Annotated in this window: 15 protein-coding genes and 1 pseudogene; 9 read left to right on the plus strand and 7 right to left on the minus strand. The window is 65.1% G+C overall.

Translation table 11 applies throughout. From position 1 onward, the window contains the following. The first annotated feature begins 147 nt into the window (after positions 1-147). The 3 genes and pseudogenes from Q1A71_RS18505 to Q1A71_RS18515 form a co-directional block, all read left to right on the plus strand. The gene (locus Q1A71_RS18505; protein WP_299679909.1) at positions 148-750 is read left to right on the plus strand and encodes a nicotinate-nucleotide adenylyltransferase; all 603 of its coding nucleotides are present in this window, start codon (positions 148-150) and stop codon (positions 748-750) included. 80 nt (positions 751-830) lie between these two features. Then, positions 831-2,351, plus strand: a complete 1,521-nt coding sequence (gene dacB / locus Q1A71_RS18510; protein WP_299679912.1) for a D-alanyl-D-alanine carboxypeptidase/D-alanyl-D-alanine-endopeptidase — start codon at positions 831-833, stop codon at positions 2,349-2,351. 118 nt (positions 2,352-2,469) lie between these two features. Further along, a pseudogene (locus Q1A71_RS18515) lies at positions 2,470-3,435 on the plus strand (TIR domain-containing protein); the annotation flags it as partial. A gap of 897 nt (positions 3,436-4,332) precedes the next feature. On the opposite strand, the gene Q1A71_RS18520 reads toward Q1A71_RS18515, so the two are convergent. Next, positions 4,333-4,755: a tellurite resistance TerB family protein gene (locus tag Q1A71_RS18520; protein WP_299679915.1), complete on the minus strand. Its 423-nt coding sequence runs from the start codon at positions 4,753-4,755 to the stop codon at positions 4,333-4,335. Positions 4,756-4,873: 118 nt separating this feature from the next. Between Q1A71_RS18520 and Q1A71_RS18525 the strand changes: the two genes are divergently transcribed. The 3 genes from Q1A71_RS18525 (at position 4,874) to Q1A71_RS18535 (ending at position 8,762) form a co-directional block, all read left to right on the plus strand. Next, positions 4,874-6,457, plus strand: a complete 1,584-nt coding sequence (locus tag Q1A71_RS18525; RefSeq protein ID WP_299679918.1) for a lysine--tRNA ligase — start codon at positions 4,874-4,876, stop codon at positions 6,455-6,457. 59 nt (positions 6,458-6,516) lie between these two features. Next, positions 6,517-6,918, plus strand: a complete 402-nt coding sequence (locus Q1A71_RS18530) for a DUF4864 domain-containing protein (protein WP_299679921.1) — start codon at positions 6,517-6,519, stop codon at positions 6,916-6,918. Between the two features lie 92 nt (positions 6,919-7,010). Beyond that, positions 7,011-8,762 (plus strand): glycosyl hydrolase family 28-related protein, encoded by a 1,752-nt coding sequence (locus tag Q1A71_RS18535; protein WP_299679924.1) that lies wholly within the window; start codon positions 7,011-7,013, stop codon positions 8,760-8,762. Here Q1A71_RS18535 and Q1A71_RS18540 read toward each other — a convergent pair. Further along, a complete protein-coding gene (locus Q1A71_RS18540) occupies positions 8,759-9,430 on the minus strand; it encodes a hypothetical protein (RefSeq protein ID WP_299679927.1) in 672 nt (223 codons plus the stop codon). The two genes, Q1A71_RS18535 and Q1A71_RS18540, sit on opposite strands and share 4 nt — an antisense overlap. 224 nt (positions 9,431-9,654) lie before the next feature. Next, complete coding sequence (locus Q1A71_RS18545) at positions 9,655-10,080, minus strand: hypothetical protein (RefSeq protein ID WP_299679930.1); 426 nt, start codon at positions 10,078-10,080, stop codon at positions 9,655-9,657. A 124-nt stretch (positions 10,081-10,204) separates the two neighbouring features. On the opposite strand from Q1A71_RS18545, the gene Q1A71_RS18550 reads away from it, so the two are divergent. Beyond that, the gene (locus Q1A71_RS18550; RefSeq protein WP_299679933.1) at positions 10,205-10,450 is read left to right on the plus strand and encodes a zf-TFIIB domain-containing protein; all 246 of its coding nucleotides are present in this window, start codon (positions 10,205-10,207) and stop codon (positions 10,448-10,450) included. Between the two features lie 18 nt (positions 10,451-10,468). On the opposite strand, the gene Q1A71_RS18555 is transcribed toward Q1A71_RS18550, so the two are convergent. The 4 genes from Q1A71_RS18555 to Q1A71_RS18570 all read right to left on the minus strand — a co-directional run bounded on the left by Q1A71_RS18555 (position 10,469) and on the right by Q1A71_RS18570 (position 14,613). Beyond that, entirely contained in the window at positions 10,469-10,807 is a 339-nt protein-coding gene (locus Q1A71_RS18555) for an EamA family transporter (protein ID WP_299679936.1), read from the minus strand. A gap of 164 nt (positions 10,808-10,971) precedes the next feature. Continuing rightward, positions 10,972-11,580 carry a restriction endonuclease gene (locus Q1A71_RS18560; protein ID WP_299679939.1) on the minus strand — a complete coding sequence of 203 codons (609 nt, stop codon included), beginning with the start codon at positions 11,578-11,580 and terminating at the stop codon, positions 10,972-10,974. 6 nt (positions 11,581-11,586) lie between these two features. Then, positions 11,587-13,794: an excinuclease ABC subunit UvrB gene (uvrB, locus tag Q1A71_RS18565; RefSeq protein ID WP_299679942.1), complete on the minus strand. Its 2,208-nt coding sequence runs from the start codon at positions 13,792-13,794 to the stop codon at positions 11,587-11,589. Between the two features lie 84 nt (positions 13,795-13,878). Next, on the minus strand, positions 13,879-14,613 hold the full coding sequence (locus Q1A71_RS18570) for a vWA domain-containing protein (protein WP_299679945.1): 735 nt from the start codon (positions 14,611-14,613) through the stop codon (positions 13,879-13,881). Between the two features lie 140 nt (positions 14,614-14,753). Between Q1A71_RS18570 and Q1A71_RS18575 the strand changes: the two genes are divergently transcribed. Both Q1A71_RS18575 and Q1A71_RS18580 read left to right on the plus strand, forming a co-directional pair. Then, positions 14,754-15,065, plus strand: coding sequence for an ETC complex I subunit (locus tag Q1A71_RS18575; protein WP_299679948.1), 312 nt, complete (start codon positions 14,754-14,756; stop codon positions 15,063-15,065). 305 nt (positions 15,066-15,370) lie between these two features. Further along, complete coding sequence (locus tag Q1A71_RS18580) at positions 15,371-16,201, plus strand: FAD binding domain-containing protein (protein ID WP_299679951.1); 831 nt, start codon at positions 15,371-15,373, stop codon at positions 16,199-16,201. Positions 16,202-16,229 lie beyond the last annotated feature (28 nt).

Raw genomic sequence — 16,229 nt, forward strand, 5'->3', positions numbered from 1 at the left:
TGAAACCATCGTCCAGATGGACCAAAGGCCGGTCATGCACTAACAATCAAATTGGACCACTCAAGTGCGGCTGATCACGGCCGCCATTGACAAGCGCGGCTGCGCCCCGTTCAAGGGGGCGATGAATTTGCGTGCGGTCCGGCAGTGATGCGCCACGGGTTTCCCATGGCACGGGCGGGGGAGGTCATCGGCCTTCTCGGCGGATCGTTCGATCCGGCGCACGGTGGGCATGTACATATCACCCGCGAAGCGCTCAAACGCTTCGGGCTGACGCGGGTCTGGTGGCTGGTGAGCCCGGGCAACCCGATCAAGGCGCGGGGCCCGGCTCCCCTGGCCAGCCGCCTCGCCCGGGCCGGCGCCATCATGCAGCACCCGCGCGTCGAGATCACCGACATCGAGGCGCGGCTGCGCACGCGCTATACCGCCGAGACCCTGCAGCGGCTGGAGGCGGTCTATCCGGGGGTGCGCTTCGTCTGGCTGATGGGGGCGGACAATCTGGCGCAGTTTCACCGGTGGCAGGATTGGCGCGGGATCATGGCGCGGGTGCCGATGGGGGTGCTGGCGCGCCCCGGTGACCGGATTTCCGCACGGATGAGCCCGGCGGCGCGGGTCTTTGCCGCCGCGCGCCTCGCCGGGCGGGCCTCGCACCTGCTGGGCCGGGCGGAGGCGCCGGCCTGGTGTTTCGTCAATGTGCCCATGGTCGCGCAATCCTCTTCCGCGATTCGGGCGGCGGGTGGCTGGAGCGCCTGAGCCGCGGGCTCACGGTTTTTTAAGCTCTGCAGCCTAGCCTCGCGGTTGTCTCTGCCAGCGTGCTGGGGTTTAGTCTGCCTATGAACGAACATCGTCGTCCCGCCCTGTCCCGCCGCGCGTTTCTGGCCGGTGCGCTCGCCAGCAGCGCGCTGCCTGCCGTGGCCGAGGCGCCCGCGGTCTCGCTGCGGCCCCGGCTGCGGCCTCTGAAGACGGCGCGGGCCTCCGGCCTCGACCGGATGCTGCGTGAGGCGGGGGTGAGCGGGCAGGTCGTCTTTGCGGTGGCTGACGCCAAAACCGGTGAAGTGCTGGAGGGCCGGCGCACCCAGGTGCCGCTGGCGCCGGCCAGTGTGACCAAGGCGATCACCGCGCTCTATGCGCTCGACGTGCTGGGGCCGCAGCATCGGTTCGTGACCGAGGTGCTGGCGGCGGGAGAGGTGACGGATGGCGTCCTTGAGGGCGATCTGGTCCTGGTCGGGGGGTGCGATCCGACGCTCGACACCCGGGCGCTGGCGGCATTGGCGGCGCAGCTGAAAGAGGCCGGGCTGCGCGAGGTGCGCGGGCGGTTTCTGGTCTATGAGAACGCGCTGCGCCCGCTGCGCTCGATCGATCCGGGTCAGCCGGACCATGTGGGGTACAGCCCGGCGGTCTCGGGTCTGGCGCTGAACTACAACCGGGTGCATTTCGAGTGGAAGCGCGCGGAGGCCAGGACCTACAAGGTGACGATGGATGCGCGCACCGCCGGGTACCGCCCGGAGGTGACGGTCGCGCGCATGACGGTCGTGGACCGGTCGCTGCCGGTCTATACCTATGAAGACGGCGGCACCCATGACCAATGGACCGTGGCGCGCGGCGCGCTGGGCGCGGAAGGTGCCCGCTGGCTGCCGGTGCGGCGGCCGGGGCTCTATGCGGGTGAGGTCTTTGCCACGCTGACGCGGGCGCATGGGATTGTGCTGAAGACGCCTGCGCTGATCGAGGCGCTGCCGGAGGGTGCGCGGCTCGGCGCGGTCGAAAGCCCGGCGCTGCGCGAGATCCTGCACGGGATGCTGAAGTATTCCAACAATCTGACCGCCGAGATGGTCGGGCAGGCGGCCACGCGCGTGCGGGCCGGGCGCCCGCATACGCTGGCGGCCTCGGCCCGGCAGATGAACCTTTGGGCGATGGAGACGCTGGGCATGGAGAGCCCGGCTTTCGTCGATCATTCGGGCCTCGGCAGTGCCAGCCGGGTCAGCCCGCAGGACATGGTGCGCGCGCTTGCGGCGGCGCATGGGGACGCGCGGCTGCGCCCGCTTCTCAAGCCGGTGACGATGCGCGACGATCAGGGGCGCCCGGTGAAGGATCATGCCGTCAAGGTGCAGGCCAAGACGGGCACGCTGAATTTTGTCTCGGGGCTGGCGGGCTACATCACGGCACCTGGCGGGCGCGAGATGGTCTTTGCGATCTTCAGCGCCGACGAGGACATCCGCGCGACCATCACCCGCGCCAACCGCGAGCGCCCGCAGGGCGCGCGACCCTGGGCCAGCCGCGCGCGTCGGTTGCAGCGGCGGTTGCTCACGCGCTGGGGCACGGTTTTGCTGCCGGAGGCCGCTGCGCTGAAGAACTGATGCGCCAGGCGGGGTTGGCGAGCCGTCGAGGCCGTACGCGCGGCTTGAACGGCGCTGAAATCCGTGCACACTCAAGGCATTGTCATGAAGTGAATTGTCAGGCCAGTGGGGCGCGGATTTGCCGTCATTTTCAGAAACTCTTGAGGCGGCGATCCATCAAGCGCTGGCCGAAGCGAACACGCGCAAGCACAAGTTGGCGACCCTAGAGCATTTGTTGTTGACGTTGCTGGATGAGCCTGATGCGCAAAAGGTTATGCGGGCCTGCGCCGTGGATATTGAAGACCTTCGCGACGTACTGCTTGAGTTCGTAGACATCGACCTCGTTAGCTTGATCTCTGATCTTCCCAACAACGAGGCCGCACCGACTGCCGCCTTTCAGCGTGTCATTCAGCGGGCTGCTATTCGCGTCCAATCCACTGGGCGCACTGAGGTGACGGGATCGGAGGTGCTGGTGGCGATCTTCGCTGAGCGTGAGAGCAATGCAGCCTACTTCCTGCAGGAGCAGGACATAACACGCTATGATGCGGTGAATTTTATCGCACACGGGGTCGCGAAAGACCCCGCGTACAATGAGCTGGATCCTGAATCAGAACCGCAAGAGGAGCGTCTGACGGAGGCGGAGTGGCGGGCGCGGGAGGAGGCGGCGCGTGCGGCAGAGCCGGCGTGTGGCGGCGACGCTGGCGCCCGCGACGATGCGGCGCCCGGCCCGGTGCCTAGTGGCAACGCCCCAACCGCTGCAATACGCGTTGCAACGGCGGACCCTGAGGTGTCTTTCGTGTTTCTGTCCTATGCGCATCAGGATCGGGAGGCTATTGCGGCGCACTATGGGTTGTTGCGGGAGCAGGCGCTGGACCTCTGGTGGGATCAGGACATTCAGCCTGGCGACAGCTGGCGCGACCGCATCGCGGATCATCTGGAGCAGGCAACCGTTATCCTCACCTTCTGGACGCAGCACAGCACCGCATCGAAGGCGGTGACCGAGGAGGCGGCGCGGGCGCAGGCGGCGCGCAAGCTGGTGCATGTGCGGCTTGACGATGCGCCGGTGCCTTACGGCTTTGGCGAGACCCAATACGTCGATCTGCGCGACTGGGACGGGATGGCGAGCCACCCCGACTATCAGCGCCTGATCTCCGCGCTGCGCGACAAGCTGGCCCGCCCGACGCTGGAATTCGCCAGCCGCCGGGTCGCGCAGTCGAGCCCGATCGAGATGGTCGCGGATGACGGCAGGCTGACCCTGAAGGACGCGCCCGTGCATGTGCCGCCGCCTCTGGTGGACCCGGCCGATCTGGCGGCGCGGATCGAGGGGCTGCATCAGTCGGTCTGCACCATGATCGGCATGTGCTCGGACCGGAACAGCTTTCAGCTGCCGGGGACGCTGGACCACTGCCTCGAGGCGGTGCGCCTGGCGGTCACGACCGATCCGGTGACCTGGTATGCGCTGGAGGACGCCAAATGCCTGCTCAGCAATTGCCTGCAGGACAGCTTTGCCGCCGAGACCTGGAACGCGGTGGTCTATACCGGTGTGGCGGGACTGGTGACGCGGATCGACGAGATCAAACCGTTGCTGCTGCCCCGGCAGATCGACCCGCAGACCGAGGAGCCGAAACCTGTCGCGCCGGAGCCCACGGTGCGGGCGGACGAGGTGGCTGAGGTGCTGCGCCTGGCGTCCGATCTGCGCGGGGCCTTCGCCTCGGAGGAGGGCGCGGCGGTTCTGAACGACAATGTCCGCCAGAGCCTGGAACAGACGGTGGAGGCTGTCGAGGAGGCGGGGCAGTCGGACGTGCCCGTGGACCGCAAGCTGCACCGGTTCAGACGAGCGGTGAAGGGGCTGGCCTATCTGACAGGCGGGTTGATGACCGCCATAGGCACCGGGGTCGTGGTCAACCTGCTGACATCGCCGACGGCGGCGGTGACACTCTCGACGCGGCTGAAACCGATCTTCGACGCGCTCTTGCAGTTCTTTCTCTGAGGCGGTGTGCCGTCAGGTCAGGTGCCGCGCGCGGGCGCCGCGTTCGATGGCGGCGGCGTGCAGCCGGTCGATGTCGAGCTCGTAGCGGATCTCTTCCAGCAGGCGCAGCTCGGCCTCGTCCAGCGTGCCGTCGGCGGCAGCCACGTCGCAGGCCAGCGCGTAGCCGGTTTCGAACAGCCGCTCGGGCAGGCCTTCGCGGATGAGACCGAACAGCGCATCCAGCCCGTCCTCCTGCTCGAAGAGGTCGAAGACCGTCTGGCTGACGACCTTCAGGCGGTCGTCGTCATAATCCGAAAAGATCGGCAGCGTCTGCACGGCAGTCTGGATTTTCATCAGCTCCGCGGTGCGGATGTCCTCATCCGAGGCGGAGACCGCCATCATGAGGGCCACAAGACTGTCTTGTGGCGAAAAGGAGTGAGGGGCGTCATCTTGCACGGGGAGCGGTCTTTCATGAGGGTGTTTGCAGGCCAGATTATTGACGCCAATGCTGCAACGCAATAGGGACGGGCGGACCCGGCGCATGGGGTGCCGGGGATCAAGCATCTGGTGAGACATGTCCGAGATCCGCGACGCTGCACTGACAAGCAAGGCCTGGCCCTTTGAAGAGGCGCGCCGGATCCTCAAACGCTATGAAAAAGCGCCGCCCGAAAAGGGCTATGTGCTGTTCTCCACCGGCTATGGCCCCAGCGGGTTGCCGCATATCGGCACCTTTGGCGAGGTGCTGCGCACGACGATGGTGCGCCGGGCGTTTGAGCAGATCTCGGACATTCCGACGAAGCTGATCTGTTTTTCGGATGACCTCGATGGCATGCGCAAGGTGCCGGGCAATGTGCCGCAGCAGGAGATGCTGGCCGCGCATATGCACAAACCGCTGACGGATGTGCCGGACCCTTTTGGTGAGTTCGAGAGCTTTGGGCATCACAACAACGCCATGTTGCGGCGGTTCCTTGATACCTTCGGGTTCGACTATGAGTTCTATTCCGCGCGGGAGTTTTACCGGTCGGGGCAGTTTGACGAGGTGCTGCGCCGTGCCGCCGAGCGCTATGACGACGTGATGAAGGTGATGCTGAAAAGCTTGCGGGAAGAGCGGCAGCAGACCTACTCCATCTTTTTGCCGATCCATCCGGAGACGGGGCGCGTGCTCTATGTGCCGATGAAGCATGTGGATGCGGCTGCCCATACCGTGACCTTCGATGACGAGGACGGGCGCGAGTGGACGCTGCCGGTGACGGGCGGGAATGTGAAGCTGCAGTGGAAGCCGGACTTCGGGGCGCGCTGGGCGGCGTTGGGTGTCGATTTCGAGATGTACGGCAAGGAGCACGCCACCAATACGGCGATCTACGACCGGATTTGCGAGATCCTGGGCGGACGTAAGCCGGAGCATTTCAGCTATGAGTTGTTCCTTGATGAGAACGGGCAGAAGATCTCGAAGTCCTCGGGAAACGGGATTTCGATGGATCAGTGGCTGAGTTATGCCAGCACCGAGAGCCTGTCGTATTTCATGTATCAGAAGCCCAAAACGGCCAAGCGCATGTATTTCGACGTGATCCCGAAGGCGGTGGATGAGTACCACCAACAGCTCCGCGCGTTCGAGACGCAGGATATAGTTCAACGGTTGAACAATCCGGTCTGGCACATCCATTCGGGCGATGTTCCGCGCTCGAATATGGTGGTGCCCTTCTCGATGCTGCTGAACCTCGCGAGCGTCTCGGCGGCGGAAGAGAAGGCGCAGCTCTGGGGCTTTATCCAGCGCTATGCGCCTGAGACCTCGGCCGCGAGCAACCCGGATATGGACGCGGCGGCGGGCTTTGCGGTGCGGTACTACAACGATTTTGTGAAGCCGAAGAAGGTGTATCGCCTGCCCTCCGATCTGGAGCGCGCGGCGCTGAGTGATCTGCGGGATCAGCTCACAGCCTATGACGGACCGGTGGAGGACGAGGCGCTGCAGAGCCTGGTCTATGCCTGCGGGCGCGAGCGGTTCGAGCCGCTGCGGGCGTGGTTCACCGCGCTTTACGAGGTACTGCTGGGCGCGAGCCAGGGGCCGCGGTTTGGCGGGTTCATCGCGCTTTACGGGGTGCAGGAGACCGTGGCGTTGATTGATGCCGCACTTGCCGGGGACCTGGTCCGCGACAGCTGACCGCTTGCCCTGCGCCCGGCGCGCCTTACTCTTTTCGCATGACAAGAGGGAGGCGCGCCATGCGCAATATGATACTGGGGCTGACACTGGCGCTGGGGATGGCGACGAGCCTGCCTGCGCAGGAAGCCGATATTCAGGCCACGATCACCCGCCAGCTCGACGCCTTTCAGGCCGATGATTTTGTCGGCGCGTTTGAATTTGCGAGCCCCAACATCCAGCGGCTGTTCCAGAGCCCCGAGAATTTCCAGCGCATGGTCACCCAAGGCTATCCGATGGTCTGGCGGCCTGCGGAGGTGCGCTATCTGGAGTTGGAGCAGCAGGGCGGCACCTATGCGCAGCGGGTGAGGATCACCGACCAGCAGGGCCGCGTGCATGTGCTGGAATACCGGATGCTGGAGACGGGTGCGGGCTGGCGCATCAACGGCGTGCAGATCCTCGAAAGCGCGGAGCTGAACGCCTGATCCTTGCCCCACCGTCACGGTGCTCAAGGGCGGCTTTAACCCTTCCCCAATAGATCTTGGCCTGACGCGATGGGCGCGTGTGAGGGCAGATCATGAACAAGGCGATCACCGACGGCGCGGAGCTGATGCCGCCGTCCTATGGGGAGGCATTGGAGTCCTATGCGGCGGGCGATGGCACGGCCAATGCGCCCGGCGTGGGGCGTGGCGCGCGGCTGATCGCGGATGATCCGGACTTCGGCGCCTGTCTGGAGCTGGACAAGACCGACAGCATTCAGAGCCTGCGGTATCGGGGGGAGACGCCGCTTCTGCCGGGCTGTTATCTGCGCGTCTCGGTCCGGATCAAGGCCGTCGAGGGCCCCTTGCCCGCCGCGCGCATTGCCGGATATGCAGGCGGGCCGCAGGGTGCGGCTGTCGCTGACGCGCAGACGGAGGGGCCGAGCGTGCGGCTGCGGGAGCTGGGTGAGGTGCGCGAGGTGTCGGCCATTGTGGGACCGGGCGCGCGGCTCGGTGTCGATATGGTCTGGGGGGCGAATGCGCTCTACGGGCATTTCGGTGTCGATGTGACGGGGCCCAAGGGGGCGGTACTGCGGATCGCCCCGCTCGTGATCGAGGATGTGACGTCGGTGTTCCTGCACCAGCAGCTGGCGCAGGTCGATGTGCGCGATTTCGGTGCGGCGGGTGACGGCGAGACCGACGACAGCGATGCCTTCGAGGCCGCCGATGCGGCGGCGCGCGGGCGCGTCCTGCTGGTGCCCGAGGGGCGGTTTTTCCTCGGCCGGGACGTGCGTCTGTCGGCGCCGGTGCGGTTTCAGGGGCAGGTGGTGATGCCGGAGGAGGCGGCGCTGTTGTTGCGGCGGCATTTCGATCTGCCGCAGTATTGCGATGCCTTTGGCGATCCGGCGCTGGCGCTGCGCAAGGCGCTGCAGGCGCTGATGCTGCCCCATGCGCCGAGCCGGTTGGACATGAAGGGGGCGACGGTCACGCTGGTCGAGCCCTTGCGGGTGCGCGCGCCGCGCACGATGTCCCGGAACGCGCAGCGCAAGACGCTCTGCAATGGGCGGATCGTGGCCGCCGCCGGGCCGCAGTGGATCCCGCAGGAGCGGCGGGCGCTGGTGCGCTGGGCGGCGGAGGCGCCACGGGTTCTGAACGACGTCACGCTGGCCGGGGAGATCCCGCTGGGCGCGCATGTGAGCGGTGCGGGGGTGCGGGCCGAGACCTATGTCTCTGACGTGGATCCCGAGGCGCGGATACTGACGCTGAACGGGGCCCTGGGGGGCGGCGCGGGGACGCGGGATCTGACTTTCACCCGGTTCCGCTATCTGCTGGATTTCAGCGATATACCGACGCTTTGCGATGTCACGCTGTCGGGGATGGATCTGGCCTGTGAGAGGCTGTCCAGCGGCATAATGCTGGCGCCGCGCGGCGCCAATATGCGCCTGCAGGATTGCACCATCCGCGATATGCGGGACCGCGGGCTGACGTCCTGCGGCAGCGGCTGCAGCTGTCTTGTGCTCGACCGCAGCAGCTTTGTCAGCCGTCGGCGCACGGCGCTGCCGCATCTGGGCTTCAATGCGAGCTCCAGCGGGTTGCGGATCGTGAATTGCCGCTCGGACGGGCCGCATACCTTCGGGCATTTTTCAGGCACGCATATGCTGATGTCGGGCTGCCATGTGTCGAATTCCACGGGCCAGCTGCACCCTGGTCTGGTGCTTGAACGGGGCCCGAACTGTCTGCTGAGCGGCAATCACTTCGAGGCCTGCAGCGTGGTCGTCGGCGCGGAGCAGGAGTCGGTGCAGCCGGACGGCAATCTCTTTTCCCCGGCACAGGAGAGGCCCGGACTCTAGAATTCGCGCCAGAGGCCGATCTTGAACTGCGTGTCGCCGCCGCCCGAGACGGGGATCTCGGCGCTCAGCTGGATCGTGGTGCCGCCCTTGCCGGGGATCACCAGCAGCGAGGGGGCGAATTTGGCGAAGACCTCGCCGCCCTGATGCGTGAGGAAGACCTGGGCCATGCCCTTGATATGATCGGTGAAGCCGAGCCCGATGGTGCCGTCGAGCTTGATCCGGGTCTCGAGGTCGGAGCCGGGGATGTTGAGGCTGCTGTCGATCACCGCCCAGCCATAGCGCTCGCCCAGCTTGATGCCGCGGCCCCAGGAGAGCCCGGCCTCGACCGCGGGCGTGATGACCGTGTTGAGCGAGCGCGCACCGAGGCCGATGTGCCAGGCCCATTTGTGGGTTGCCTCCGGTTTGCTCAGCGGGAAGCGTAGGAAGACGATGCCCGAACCGGACTGTTGCAGCGTGCGGTCGATGCCATAGAAGAGGTCGGCGCCCAGCGTGATGGTCTCGCGCAGCCCGTATTCCAGATAGATGGAGCCTGAGATGTCTTTCTCTGCCGTCACGCTGCTCGAGGCGGCTGCGAAGCCCTTGCCCTTTTCGCGCAGCCACGGGCCCGCGGGCGCGGTCTGCGCGCTCGCCAGTAGCAGTCCAAGGGCCAGCGCGAGGTGCCGCATCATACCAGTCTCCCGGCGCGGATCATGGTTAACGGGCCTTAACAATTGGTAAATGCCCGTATGAGCTTGGAGGATCCCGTCCACAATGCGCCCGCGTTACGTCGAAGACGGCGCCGGAGACTTAGGGGAAAGCGCCCTCACCCCCATCGAGGGGGATCGTGCGCTGCGCGGCGGTCGCCGCGGGCGAAAGGCTTCAACGGTGCGCCTTGGTTTTCGGACGTGGGGCGCTAGACACCGGCGCGCGCCTCGCAACGCCGGAACTGCTCGACGGGTTCTGCCGCGCCTTGCAGCGGGATCGCGACACGCTGATCGCCCAGCGTGGCGATGGCGGTCTCGTTGAAGGCGAGCCCGCGCAGCACGTTGCCAAAGCCGCGGTCGGTCACGGTGAGGGCCGTGCCATCGCCGTTCAGCTGATGCCGGTCGGTCGCGATGCCAAGCGCCGCACCGCCTTCGAAGTCCATGGAGAACACCGGCGCGGGGACCCACGGCGCGGGCCGTGTGAGCGTGATGGAATAGAGCGGCTGGGTCGGGTCATGGGTCAGTTCCACCGCCACCTCCGCCGTCTCATGGGTGAGGCGGCAGGGCAAGCCGGGCGTGAACTCCCAGGCGTGGGCCGTGGTGGCCAGCATCAGGGCAGGAAGGGCCGCTTTCATGGCGCAAAGCTAGGCCGTTACGCTTCGTTGACCAATACGGTCGGTTTCTGGGGTCTGTCGGATGAAAATCGCCGTCCGCGCTCCTATATGCTGGGGAATACGTCAGAAAACAGGAGACCGCCCTATGAAATGCCCCGTGGATGGAACAACGCTGGTGATCACCGACCGCAGCGGGGTCGAGATCGACTATTGCCCAGAGTGCCGCGGGGTCTGGCTGGACCGGGGCGAACTTGACAAGATCATCGACCGCAGCGCCTCAGCGCCGCCCCCACCCCCGCCGCAATCGCGGGGCTATGACGACCGGGGCGACCGGGGCGGGTACCGCAAGAAGAAGCGCGGCGGGTTTCTCGAAGACATTTTCGACTTTTAAAGTGGCGCGGCTGGTGGGTCAGGCCAGCCGGCTCATCAGCACCATCGACAGCAGCGCACAGCCGAGCCCTGCGTATTCGCGCGCGTGCAGGTCTTCGCCGAACCACACCGCACCGATGATGGCCAGCGCGACGAGCGTGAGCATAGAATAGGCCACGCCCGCCTGCGCGAGTGTGACGTGCTGCATGGCGTAGAACCAGAACAGCGCCGAGACGCCGTAGAGCGCCACGCCGATTGCGACGTAAGTCGAGGTGATCGTGTGGCCCGCGTCGGCGGCGGTTTTTATGGCGAAATCGCCGATGATGACGATGAGCGCGGTGAAGAGGGCGAAGGCGTAGCCGAAGGCAAATTGGGTCATAAATACTCGCGGTTTGAAAAGGGTTTGGTTTGAAATGTGGGGAGTGTAGCACAAAAACCCGCCCCGTGCAGCTTTGGCCGCATTTTCGAGGTTGGCCCGCCGTCCAAACCAGCCGACTTCGCACGGCAGCGCCTGACCCTCCCCTTAGGGTTGGGCTCTCCGCGTCATTCGTCTGGTGAGTTCTTCAGCTGCTGCAGCCATGCGAGAAGACCTTCACGGTCTCTGAGTTCTAAGCGGTTCGGCATGTAGTGTTCCCATTCAGAAGCTACAGAAGGAGCAAAGAATGAAGTTGTGGTTATTACTGCTTTTGAGGCGTTTCTTTCCCTCGTAAGGGTTCCCATCATCGCGCGTACATCATTTGGGCTTACTCTGCGCCCTCTTTTGAACGCCTTGCATTGATCGATAATGCGCAACGCGCCAAAGCCGGATTTTTCGGCGATTACATCCATTCCGCCGTCCGCTGAATGTGAGGTAAGGGTCACAGAGAAGCCGTCCTTCTCGTAGCTTGCGGCGATAAACTCTTCGAAGCGCCTAGGATATTTTGAAAAGTCGTGCAGCAGTTCGGGATTCTGTTCGAGCTGTTTGAATATCTCCAACCAAGGAAAAGAAAGCGATCTGATTAGGTCGCCTTGCTCGACCTTCTCAGAGAGCTCAAGAATTTCAGTTGGTAAGACGAGCTCGTGCGAAAACTCATCGATTTTGGGCTTAACAGGAGATGTTACAGGTGAGCTGGAAAGCCCAAGTCCTAGGTTGGAAATACTCAGTCCTGGCATAAGAATCTACCGCCCCATGCGTTTCCGCCGCGTCCCACCCCGCATACCGCCGCGGCCCATGGTGCTGCGGCCTGAGGCTTTCTGGGCGTCGTCGACGGCCTTCTCCACAGCATACTGCCGGGCCATGGGGTCGTCGGCGATGGCGAGGTCGACCGCCTCAAGCCGTTTGACCTCGTCGCGTAGCCGTGCTGCCTCTTCAAATTCGAGGTTTTCGGCGGCCTTGCGCATGTCGGCGCGCAGCCCGTCGAGCACGGCCTGCAGATTGCCGCCGGCGAGGCTCTTGTCGACCTTGGCGGTCACGCGGTTCATGTCCACGTCGCCTTTGTAAAGCCCGGCGAGGATGTCCTCGACGTTCTTCTTCACCGTCTCGGGCGTGATGCCGTGTTCTTCGTTATAGGCGATCTGCTTGGCGCGGCGGCGGTCGGTTTCGGCCAGCGCGCGCTCCATCGAGCCGGTGATGCGGTCGGCATACATGATTACGCGTCCGTCGGCGTTGCGGGCAGCCCGGCCGATGGTCTGGATCAGCGAGGTCTCGGAGCGCAGGAAGCCTTCCTTATCCGCATCGAGGATCGCCACCAGCCCGCATTCGGGGATGTCGAGGCCTTCACGCAGCAGGTTGATGCCGATCAGCACGTCGAAAGCGCCGAGGCGCAAATCACGCAGGATCTCGATGCGCTCGATGGTGTCGATATCGGAGTGCATGTAGCGCACGCGGATGCCCTGTTCGTGCATGTATTCGGTCAGGTCCTCGGCCATGCGTTTTGTGAGTGTGGTGCAGAGCGTGCGGTAGCCGTCGGCGGCGACCTTGCGCACCTCGTCGAGCAGATCGTCCACTTGCATCTCGACGGGGCGGATCTCCACCTCCGGGTCCAGAAGGCCGGTGGGGCGGATCACCTGTTCGGTGAAGACACCGCCCGTTTGTTCGATTTCCCAACTGGCGGGTGTGGCCGAGACAAAGACGGATTGCGGGCGCATCGCGTCCCACTCCTCGAACTTGAGGGGGCGGTTGTCCATGCACGACGGCAGGCGGAAGCCGTGTTCGGCCAGCGTGAACTTGCGCCGGTAGTCGCCCTTGTACATGCCGCCGATCTGGGGCACGGAGACGTGGCTTTCATCCGCGAAGACGATGGCGTGATCGGGGATGAACTCGAAGAGCGTAGGCGGCGGCTCACCCGGGGCTCGGCCGGTGAGGTAACGCGAGTAGTTCTCGATGCCGTTGCAGACGCCCGTCGCCTCGAGCATCTCCAGATCGAAGTTGGTGCGCTGCTCCAGCCGCTGGGCTTCGAGCAGTTTGCCATCGTTTACAAGCTGATCGAGCCTGATCTTCAGCTCTTTCTTGATGCCGATGATCGCCTGCTGCATCGTCGGCTTGGGCGTGACGTAGTGGCTGTTGGCATAGACGCGGATCTGGTCGAAATTGTCGGTTTTTTCACCGGTCAGCGGGTCAAACTCGGTGATAGATTCCAGTTCTTCGCCGAAAAAAGACAACTTCCACGCGCGGTCTTCGAGGTGGGCGGGGAAGATTTCCAGGCTGTCGCCGCGCACGCGGAAGCTGCCGCGCTGGAAGGCCTGATCGTTGCGGCGGTATTGCTGGGCGACGAGGTCCGCCATCACCTGCCGCTGATCATAGGTCGAGCCCACCTTCAAATCCTGCGTCATCGCGCCGTAGGTCTCGACCGAGCCGATGCCGTAGATGCAGGAAACCGAAGCCACGATGATCACATCGTCCCGCTCCAAGAGCGCGCGGGTGGCCGAGTGACGCATCCGGTCGATCTGTTCGTTGATCTGGCTCTCTTTCTCGATGTAGGTGTCGCTGCGCGGCACGTAAGCTTCGGGCTGGTAGTAGTCGTAATAGCTGACGAAATATTCCACCGCGTTGTCCGGAAAGAAGCCCTTGAACTCGCCGTAGAGCTGGGCTGCGAGCGTCTTGTTGGGGGCCAGAATGATCGCCGGGCGCTGGGTTTCCTCGATCACCTTGGCCATGGTGAAGGTCTTGCCGGTGCCGGTGGCGCCCAACAGCACCTGGTCGCGCTCGCCCTGCACCACACCGGCGCTGAGCTCGGCGATGGCGGTGGGCTGGTCGCCGGCGGGCTCGAAGTCCGTGGCCATGACGAACTGCCTGCCGCCCTCCAGCTTGGGGCGGCTGCGCACGTCGGGGGCCGGGTTGGCCATGATCACGGGAGCGTCGGACGAATCGGTCTGGGCGTAGGGCATGGAGCTTCCTTCGGAGGTCCCTTCAAAGGTGCCACGAATTGTCAGGGGTTCAAGGGGCGCACGGGTCGCTCATGACAAAAATTGTCAGCTGGGTCGGTGGCCCAGTCCCCCGGCGCGCTGCCCGATCAACTGGCAGCCCAGCGTGCGGGTCAGCGCCTCGGTCAGCTCGTCCAGCGTCTCGGCGGAGGCATAGGTGCCGCCCGTCCGGTCGGCGAGGCAACGGGCGACGGTCACGCGGCGCTCGTAACCTTCGTCCTGCGGGTCGTCCCAGCCGAAATGATCGTCCCGCACCTTGAAGCCGATCACATGCACGGTGAGGTCATGCGCGTCCGCCGCGAGTTCAGAGGCCAAGGTGCAGGGCTGGCCGTTGCACGTCTCCTTGCCGTCGGTCAGCAGCACGATCACGCCCGGGTCCGCCCGATAGTTCAGCACTTCGGCGGCGCGTTCCACCGCCTTGGTCAGCGGTGTCTCGCCCGCGGGCTGCAGGCGGTCCACGGCGTCGATGATCGGGCCTGCGGCGTTCGGACGGGGTGCAAAGCGCAGCTGGATATTGCCGCAGGCCTCGGGTTGACCCGGTCCGTAAATCACCAGGCCCACCCGGCGCACGGCGGCGATCTGCGGCATGCTGTCCTGGACCGCGCGGCGCGCTTCGAAAATGCGTGGCTCATCCAGCAGGTTGAACCCCATCTCGGACATCGAGCCCGAGCCGTCGAAGACGAGCATCGCATCGTCGGTGCAACTTTGCGAGGCGATGAGCGGCCCGGCGGCCAGCATCGCCGTCGTCGCCAACATCACGCCGAAAGATCGTTTGGCCGTCATGGGGTCCTCCTGCGGAAAGTCTCGCAAATGCGCGGGGGCCTGTCTATCCCGCCAAAGTAGCGAGGGTTTGCGGTATTTGGCGTCTTGCCCTGCGGGCTCAAAATGCCGATATAGAGAGCAGCGATCCGAGGAGTTTTGCCATGCGCGCGCGCATCTATCAGCCAGCCAAAACCGCGATGCAGTCGGGCACCGCCAAGACCCACAACTGGGTGTTGGACTTTGCGCCGGCTTCGGCCCGCGAGGTCGATCCGCTGATGGGCTGGACCTCCTCGGATGACACGCAGAGCCAGGTGCGGCTGCGCTTCAAGACCAAGGAGGCGGCTGTCGAATACGCGCGGGACAACGGCATTGACGCGGTGGTGCAGGAGCCGAAGAAGCGCCGCCCCAATATCCGCCCCGGCGGCTATGGCGAGAACTTCGCCACCGGACGGCGCGGCGCCTGGACGCATTGAAAAAGTCCGGATCCGCGCGCGGCCCGTCGGAGGTCCGCGCGGTCTTGGTTGGCGATGGGTCCATCGGCGGTCAGGGCTTCGTGCCCGGCCAGTGAGCCGTGCTTCCTGCCTCACTGTCGTGGAAGCATCCCCACCATGTGACCGCACCGAAAGGCCGGGGTGAGGCGGCACAGGCGGCGCAGGCCTTCTGTTTTGCAAAGCATCGACGGATCGCGCGGCTGTGGGTTGATCCTAAACGGCGTTGACAGCTGGCACGTGCCGATCCTATCATTTGCATACGAACAAATTTATGCGTGAGGTCTCGCGTGAGCTATTTCGCTCCGGACAGTCTGACGGACGCCTTGAGCCACCTGGCCGGTGAGCCGGGGCAGATTGTGGCGGGGGGCACGGATGTCTATCCCGCCCGGGGCCGGAGACCGGCGGCCGAGCGCTATCTGGATGTCACGCGGATTGCCGGGTTTACGGAGGTGTCGCACGGGCCGGAGGGCAGCCGATTTGGTGCCGCGGTCACCTGGAGCGATATCGTCAGAGCGGATCTGCCGCCGGTGTTTGACGGGCTCAAGGCCGCGGCGAAAGAGGTCGGCAGCATTCAGATCCAGAACGCGGGCACGCTGGCCGGGAATATCTGCAATGCGTCACCTGCCGCCGACGGGGTGCCCGCGCTGATGACGCTCGACGCGCAGGTCGAGATCGCCAGCGCTGCAAGAGGAGTGCGGCGGGTGCCGCTCGAGGCGTTCCTGACCGGTGTGCGCCGGACGGCTCTGGAGGCGGATGAGTTGGTCACGGCCATCTGGATCCCTGCACAGCCGGACGGCATGCGCGGCGCCTTTGAGAAGCTTGGCGCGCGCCGGTATCTGGTGATTTCCATCTGCATGACCGCCGCGGCGGTCGCGGTTGATGCGCAGGGCCGGATTTCCGACGCCCGGATTGCGGTTGGTGCCTGTTCCGCCGTCGCGCAGCGCTTGCGCTCATTGGAGCAGGAGGTGATCGGCCTGTCGCCCGACGCGGTCACTGTGACCGAGACCCACCTCGCGCCGCTCTCCCCGATTGACGACGTTCGCGGCGCGGCGTCCTACAGGTTGGATGCGGTGGGCGCCCAGATTGTCCGGGCGATCCGGGCGGCGGGCACCCGATGAGCAAGGATTTCATCCATCCGACGCTGGC

This window comes from uncultured Roseobacter sp., assembly GCF_947493125.1.
GTDB lineage: Bacteria > Pseudomonadota > Alphaproteobacteria > Rhodobacterales > Rhodobacteraceae > Roseobacter.

Excerpts from the sequence above, each read along its gene's own strand:
- Q1A71_RS18545 (WP_299679930.1), bottom strand. The coding sequence starts at position 10,080 with ATGAAAGCGGCCCTTCCTGCCCTGATGCTGGCCACCACGGCCCACGCC.
- Q1A71_RS18550 (WP_299679933.1), top strand. The coding sequence starts at position 10,205 with ATGAAATGCCCCGTGGATGGAACAACGCTGGTGATCACCGACCGCAGC.
- Q1A71_RS18555 (WP_299679936.1), bottom strand. The coding sequence starts at position 10,807 with ATGACCCAATTTGCCTTCGGCTACGCCTTCGCCCTCTTCACCGCGCTC.
- Q1A71_RS18505 (WP_299679909.1), top strand. The coding sequence starts at position 148 with ATGCGCCACGGGTTTCCCATGGCACGGGCGGGGGAGGTCATCGGCCTT.
- Q1A71_RS18525 (WP_299679918.1), top strand. The coding sequence starts at position 4,874 with ATGTCCGAGATCCGCGACGCTGCACTGACAAGCAAGGCCTGGCCCTTT.
- Q1A71_RS18560 (WP_299679939.1), bottom strand. The coding sequence starts at position 11,580 with ATGCCAGGACTGAGTATTTCCAACCTAGGACTTGGGCTTTCCAGCTCA.
- Q1A71_RS18575 (WP_299679948.1), top strand. The coding sequence starts at position 14,754 with ATGCGCGCGCGCATCTATCAGCCAGCCAAAACCGCGATGCAGTCGGGC.
- Q1A71_RS18535 (WP_299679924.1), top strand. The coding sequence starts at position 7,011 with ATGAACAAGGCGATCACCGACGGCGCGGAGCTGATGCCGCCGTCCTAT.
- uvrB (WP_299679942.1), bottom strand. The coding sequence starts at position 13,794 with ATGCCCTACGCCCAGACCGATTCGTCCGACGCTCCCGTGATCATGGCC.
- Q1A71_RS18540 (WP_299679927.1), bottom strand. The coding sequence starts at position 9,430 with ATGATGCGGCACCTCGCGCTGGCCCTTGGACTGCTACTGGCGAGCGCG.
- dacB (WP_299679912.1), top strand. The coding sequence starts at position 831 with ATGAACGAACATCGTCGTCCCGCCCTGTCCCGCCGCGCGTTTCTGGCC.
- Q1A71_RS18530 (WP_299679921.1), top strand. The coding sequence starts at position 6,517 with ATGCGCAATATGATACTGGGGCTGACACTGGCGCTGGGGATGGCGACG.
- Q1A71_RS18570 (WP_299679945.1), bottom strand. The coding sequence starts at position 14,613 with ATGACGGCCAAACGATCTTTCGGCGTGATGTTGGCGACGACGGCGATG.